Below are 5969 nucleotides of genomic sequence, written 5' to 3'. Positions count from 1 at the left end.
TTTATAACACATAGGAAATTATATTCATTTTTAAATTTTAGATAAATATAATTTCCGTACATGTGTTTCAAGAAAATCCACATTATAGATTTTTAAAATAAAGATTTTCTTATAAAAAAGAAAAATATATATTTATATGGTTTAAATTTTGAATATATAAGCATACAAAAGAATATATAGAAGTGTTTGTGAGATTGATTTCATATATATTTCATAAAAATAAATATAAAAATAGACATTATTAAATAAAAAATATGTAAAATGCTTCCAAAAAACCTTTGCTATAACTAAAATAACATGCTACAATAATATTAAGAAATATGAGAACGATACCACAAAGAGGAGGAAATATTATGGATTATGGTGTTATAGCTAAAGAAATTTATGAAAAAATAGGTAAAAAAGAAAATATCGTATCAGCAGCTCATTGTGCTACAAGATTAAGACTTGTAATAGCTGACAATTCAAAATGTGACAAAAATGCAATTGAGAGCATAGAAGGAGTAAAAGGTGTATTTGAAGCATCAGGTCAACTACAAATAATACTTGGAACAGGTGTAGTGAACAAAGTTTTTAAAGAGCTAATAGACTTAGCTGGTATAACAGAAGCATCTAAAGAGGAAGCTAAAAAAGCAGCTACTTCAAAGCAAAATATATTTATGAGAGCTATTAAAACTCTTGGAGATGTATTTGTGCCGATTATACCGGCGATCGTAGCAAGCGGTCTTTTGATGGGACTTTTAGAAGGATTATCTAAAGTATGGCCTCAAATGGCAAATTCAGGAACTTATACAGTTATACATTTATTCAGTAATGCAGCATTTGTATTCTTGCCAATATTAATAGCAGTAAGTGCAGCCAAGGTATTCGGAGGAAATATATTCTTAGGAGCAGTTATAGGTATGATTATGATTCATAGCGATTTGCTTAATGCTTGGAGTGTAGCAGGTATGGCTGCATCAGATATTCCAACAGCAAGTGTATGGTTTGGGCTTTATGATATCAATTTAGTAGGTTATCAGGGTCATGTTATTCCAGTAGTAATTGCAGTATGGTTTATGTCTACAATTGAAAAGAAATTACATAAGATTGTACCAGAAATGATAGATTTATTTGTAACACCATTAGTTACAGTATTAGTTACAGGGTATTTAACATTGACAATATTTGGACCAGTTTTTTCAACATTAGAAAATGGAGTACTTGGATTTGTTCAAACATTAATAACATTACCATTTGGTGTGGGAGCATTTTTAGCAGGAGCAGTATATGCACCAACAGTAGTAATAGGAGTTCATCATATGTACAATGCGCTAGAAGCTAGTATGCTTAGTGCGACAGGAGCAAATATTTGGATGCCAATAGCAACTGCAGCTAATGTAGCACAAGGTGCAGCAGCTTTAGCATTTGCACTTAGAACAAAAAATAGAAAAACAAAAGCAATGGCATTGCCAGCATCATTATCAGCATTCTTAGGAATTACAGAACCAGCAATATTCGGTGTAAATATTCGTTTTATGAGACCATTTATAGCAGGTATAATAGGTGGAGCTTGTGGAGCATTAGTAGGATCAGTTTTAAAGGTAAGCGCAACTGCTTATGGAGTAACAGGATTATTTGGCCTTTTAATAACAACTAATACAACTTTACAATACATAATATTAATGGCAGTGGCATTTGGTGTGGCATTTGCAATATCTTGGATTATATTTAAAGAAGATGTAGAAGAAACAAATGAAGAATCAAATAATGAAACAAAGTCAATAGATTCTAAGGAAATAAATAAAACTCAAAAAGTAGAAGAAAGTGAAAAAATAAAATTAGAACAAGGTGAAATATTAAGTCCGATTACAGGTAAGGCAATCCCAATGACAGAAGTAAATGATTCAACTTTTTCAGCAGAATTATTAGGTAAAGGTATGGCAGTAGTTCCTGCAGAAGGTAAGGTATATGCACCAGTAAATGGAAAAGTAGTTACTGTATTTGATACAAAACACGCAATAGGTATAGCATCAGAGGATGGAACAGAAATACTAATACATATAGGAATAAATACAGTTGAGCTTAAAGGAGAACACTTTAAAGCACATATAATTGAAGGACAAGATATAGAAGTAGGACAGCTTTTAATGGAATTTGATATTCCTAAAATAAAGGAAGCGGGATACGATGTAACAACTCCAGTCATAGTAACTAACACTTACGATTATACAAAGGTCGATATGGTTTGCAGTGGAGATGTTAAGCACGGAGATAAGGCTGTTCAATGCACTAAATAGTATAGATATGGAGATGTGGTATTTTGAATAACAAAATTATTGAAAAAAAAATGTTCGAAAAGGTTAGAGAAGCAGAAAAAAATACAAAAATAAATCAAGACCCATATAAATTAGGATTTCATTTAATGCCACCAACTGGCTGGTTAAATGATCCTAATGGATTATGTCAGTTCAAAGGTGTATATCATGTGTTCTTTCAATATTCTCCATTTGATGCAGAAGGAGGAGATAAATTTTGGGGGCATTATGTCTCAAAGGATATGATTTCATGGGAGTATAAGGGTCCTATTATGGGACCGGATACACCTTATGATAAAGATGGTGTTTATTCTGGAAGCACTTTTGTAGAAGATGGAAAAATGTATATATACTATACAGGCAATGTAAAAGAATCAGGAAATCACGATTATATAACATCAGGAAGAGGAGCTAATGTTTTATTAGTTACTTCAGAGGACGGAGAAAATTTCAGTGATAAGCAATTGCTTATCACAAATGAGGACTATCCATCTAATTATACTTGTCATATCAGAGATCCAAAGGTATGGAAAGAGGACGGAGTATATTATATGGTATTAGGTGGAAGAGAAAATATAGATGGAACGGAATTTAGTGATATAGGAAAAGTTCTAGTATATTCTTCAGATGATTTGAAAAATTGGAAGCTTGAAAATGAAATAGCAGGTAAAGAAAGATTCGGTTATATGTGGGAATGTCCAGATATGATAGATTTAAACGGAAGCAAATTTTTATCAATATCACCACAAGGATTAGAATCAGAAGAATTCAAATATCAAAATGTGCATCAATCAGGATATTATCCTCTAGAAGGAGATTTCAGAAAAGAGTATTTCCTGGGGAATTTTGTAGAATGGGATATGGGATTTGATTTCTATGCACCACAAAGCTTTGTTGATGAAAAGGGAAGAGTTATACTGATTGGTTGGATGGGTCTTCCAGATATCGATTATACTAATAAAACACTTGAATACGGATGGCAACATGGATTAACATTACCTAGAGAATTATCTGTAAAGGATGGTATAGTACTTCAAAATCCAATAGAAGAACTGAAGAAAATAAGAAAATCAGAAGAAGAGATAGAATTAAATGAGGAAATTGCTTTAGATGGTTTATATGAATTAGAGTTAAATAGTATCGGTAAAAGCATAGATAAATTAAAAATGATAATTTCGAAAGGTCTAGAAGTATCTTATGACAAAGAAACATCTATTTTAAAAATGGAATTTAAGAATGATATTGGAGCAGGTAGAGATGTAAGAAAGGCTAAGCTTCAAAGCTTAGACAAAATTCATATGTTTGTAGATAAATCATCTATAGAAATATTTGTAAATAATGGTAAAATGGTGCTTACAACTAGATTCTATCCAGAACAATATACACTAGAAATAATTGCTGATGAAAATATAGAATCTAGATTGTGGAATTTAGCACCAGAGGAGATGAAATTTTAATGAAAAAGTTAATAGCAATAGGAGAAGCATTAATCGATTTTATACCTACAGAATCAGGTAAAAAAATTAAAGAGGTAGAAGGATTTAAACCAGCAGTAGGAGGTGCTCCTGCTAATGTATGTGGAGCATTCACTAAGCTTGGCGGCAAATCTCAAATGATAACTCAATTAGGACAAGATCCTTTTGGAGATAAAATAATAGATGAGTTTAAAATGCATAATATAGGATGCGAATATGTTTCTAGAACTACAGAAGCAAATACAAGCTTAGCATTTGTGGCATTAGATGAAAATAAAAATAGAGAGTTTTCTTTTTATAGAAAACCAGGAGCTGATATGCTGCTTTCAGCTGACAAAATAAAAGAAGAATGGTTTGAGGATGTATTTGCGCTTCATTTTTGCTCTGTTTCAATAGGTGATTTCCCTATGAAACAAGCACATGATAAGGCAATTGAATACACATTGAAAAACGGCGGAATAGTGAGCTTTGATTTAAATGTAAGACTTCCTTTATGGGATAGTCCAGATAAATTGAGAGAAGCTATATTTGAAATGATGCCAAAAGCACATATTTTAAAAATTTCCGATGAAGAATTAGAATTTGTTACAGGCGGAACAAATATAGAAGAAGAATTAGAAAAATTATTTATCGGAAATGTAAAGATGATAGTATTTACAAAAGGTGGAGATGGTGCAGAGGTTTATACTAAACAAACAAAGGCATCTGTATCAGGTATAAAGGCTCAAGTAGAGGATACAACTGGAGCAGGAGATGGATTTATAGGTTCTTTCTTATATCAATTATATAGATATGGTGTGACTGAGGATAAATTAGATTCATTACAAAAGGAAGAATTAGAAAGATATTTAGATTTTTCTAATAATTACTGTGCTATTAGTGTAACTAAAAAAGGTGCTATAGCATCTTATCCTACTTTTGAAGAGTTTTGCAAAATAAGATAGCTAGATTTAATACAATTTCATATATTTGAAGTAAAATATAACCCAAAACAATTTTCTCCCTATAGATTTTTATTAGAGTAATCTATAGGGATTTTTTTTATAAAAATTTGTTGACTAAATTGGTCAACAGAACTATACTTTAATTAACCAAATTGGTCAACAGATATAATTTATTAGATATAAATTACATAATGAAGAGGAAGTATTAATAATGAATGAAAAGTTTTTTGATTTACCTAAAGAAAAGCAAAATGCAATAATAAATGGCGCCTTGCATGTTTTTTCTAAATACGAATATAAAAAGGCAACTACGGAGGAAATAGCAAAAGAAGCTGGTATTTCAAAGTCTCTTTTGTTCCATTATTTTGGAAACAAAAAAGGCTTGTACCTATTTTTATATGATTATGCAACTCAAAAATCATATGAGCAAATAAAGGAATTAAAAAATAAAAACGACAATGATTTTTTTAATAAGATAATAGATGGGCAAAACTGTAAGGTTAAAATTTTATTAGAACATCCTGATATAATGATGTTTTTAACTAAAGTTTATTTTGAAGAAAATGAAGAAGTAAAAGAAGAGATAAGAAAAGATTTTATAGATTTAACTGTTGAAACTAAAATTAATTTCTTCAAAGATATTGATTTGAGCAAGTTTAAAGATGATGTTTCACCTAAAAATGTACTGAATATAGTTTTTTGGATGGCGGAAGGATTTATGAAGGATAAAAAATTAGAAGCAGATAAGCCTGTGGATTTAATAAAATTAAATGATGAATATATAGAGCATCTAGAAGTTTTGAGAAAAGCTTTTTATAAGGAGGAATATTTATAATGAATATTATTGAAACAAATAACCTTACGAAGTATTATGGAAAAGCTAAGGGGATAGAAGGAATTAATTTAAAAGTAGAAGAAGGAGACGTATTTGGATTTATAGGTCCAAATGGGGCTGGCAAGAGTACAACTATTCGTACTTTGCTAGGTCTTATAACACCTACTTCAGGAAGTGCAAAAATATTTGGAAAGGAATGCTCAAGAGGAAATAAGGAAATTTTAAAGGACATAGGATATATGCCATCTGAAATGTGGTTTTATCCAAATATGAGAGTTGGTGAATTGATTAAATTATCTGCAAAGCTACAAAAGAAGGATTGTTCAGAAGAAGCTCAGGTACTCTGCAATAGGCTAGAATTAGATGTAAAAAAGAAAATAGAAGATTTATCTCTAGGAAATAGAAAAAAGGTGGGTAT

Annotated in this window: 5 protein-coding genes; all 5 read left to right on the top strand. The window is 30.7% G+C overall.

Annotation, left to right across the window (positions count from 1 at the left end; genetic code table 11):
- Positions 1-353 precede the first annotated feature (353 nt).
- Positions 354-2279 (top strand): glucose PTS transporter subunit IIA, encoded by a 1926-nt coding sequence (locus ACI3VO_RS04085; RefSeq protein ID WP_439756699.1) that lies wholly within the window; start codon positions 354-356, stop codon positions 2277-2279.
- A 23-nt stretch (positions 2280-2302) separates the two neighbouring features.
- Entirely contained in the window at positions 2303-3754 is a 1452-nt protein-coding gene (locus ACI3VO_RS04080; protein WP_439756698.1) for a glycoside hydrolase family 32 protein, read from the top strand.
- The gene (locus ACI3VO_RS04075; protein ID WP_439756697.1) at positions 3754-4716 is read left to right on the top strand and encodes a carbohydrate kinase family protein; all 963 of its coding nucleotides are present in this window, start codon (positions 3754-3756) and stop codon (positions 4714-4716) included. Before ACI3VO_RS04080 ends, ACI3VO_RS04075 begins: the two co-directional genes overlap by 1 nt.
- A gap of 211 nt (positions 4717-4927) precedes the next feature.
- Positions 4928-5551 (top strand): TetR/AcrR family transcriptional regulator, encoded by a 624-nt coding sequence (locus tag ACI3VO_RS04070; RefSeq protein WP_439756696.1) that lies wholly within the window; start codon positions 4928-4930, stop codon positions 5549-5551.
- Positions 5551-5969: ATP-binding cassette domain-containing protein (locus ACI3VO_RS04065; RefSeq protein WP_439756695.1), on the top strand; the 419-nt coding region annotated here is incomplete at its 3' end. The genes ACI3VO_RS04070 and ACI3VO_RS04065, both read left to right, overlap by 1 nt.

This window comes from Intestinibacter sp., assembly GCF_051866655.1.
Classification (GTDB): Bacteria; Bacillota; Clostridia; order Peptostreptococcales; family Peptostreptococcaceae; genus Intestinibacter.
This window is presented reverse-complemented; position numbering and strand designations above follow the sequence as displayed.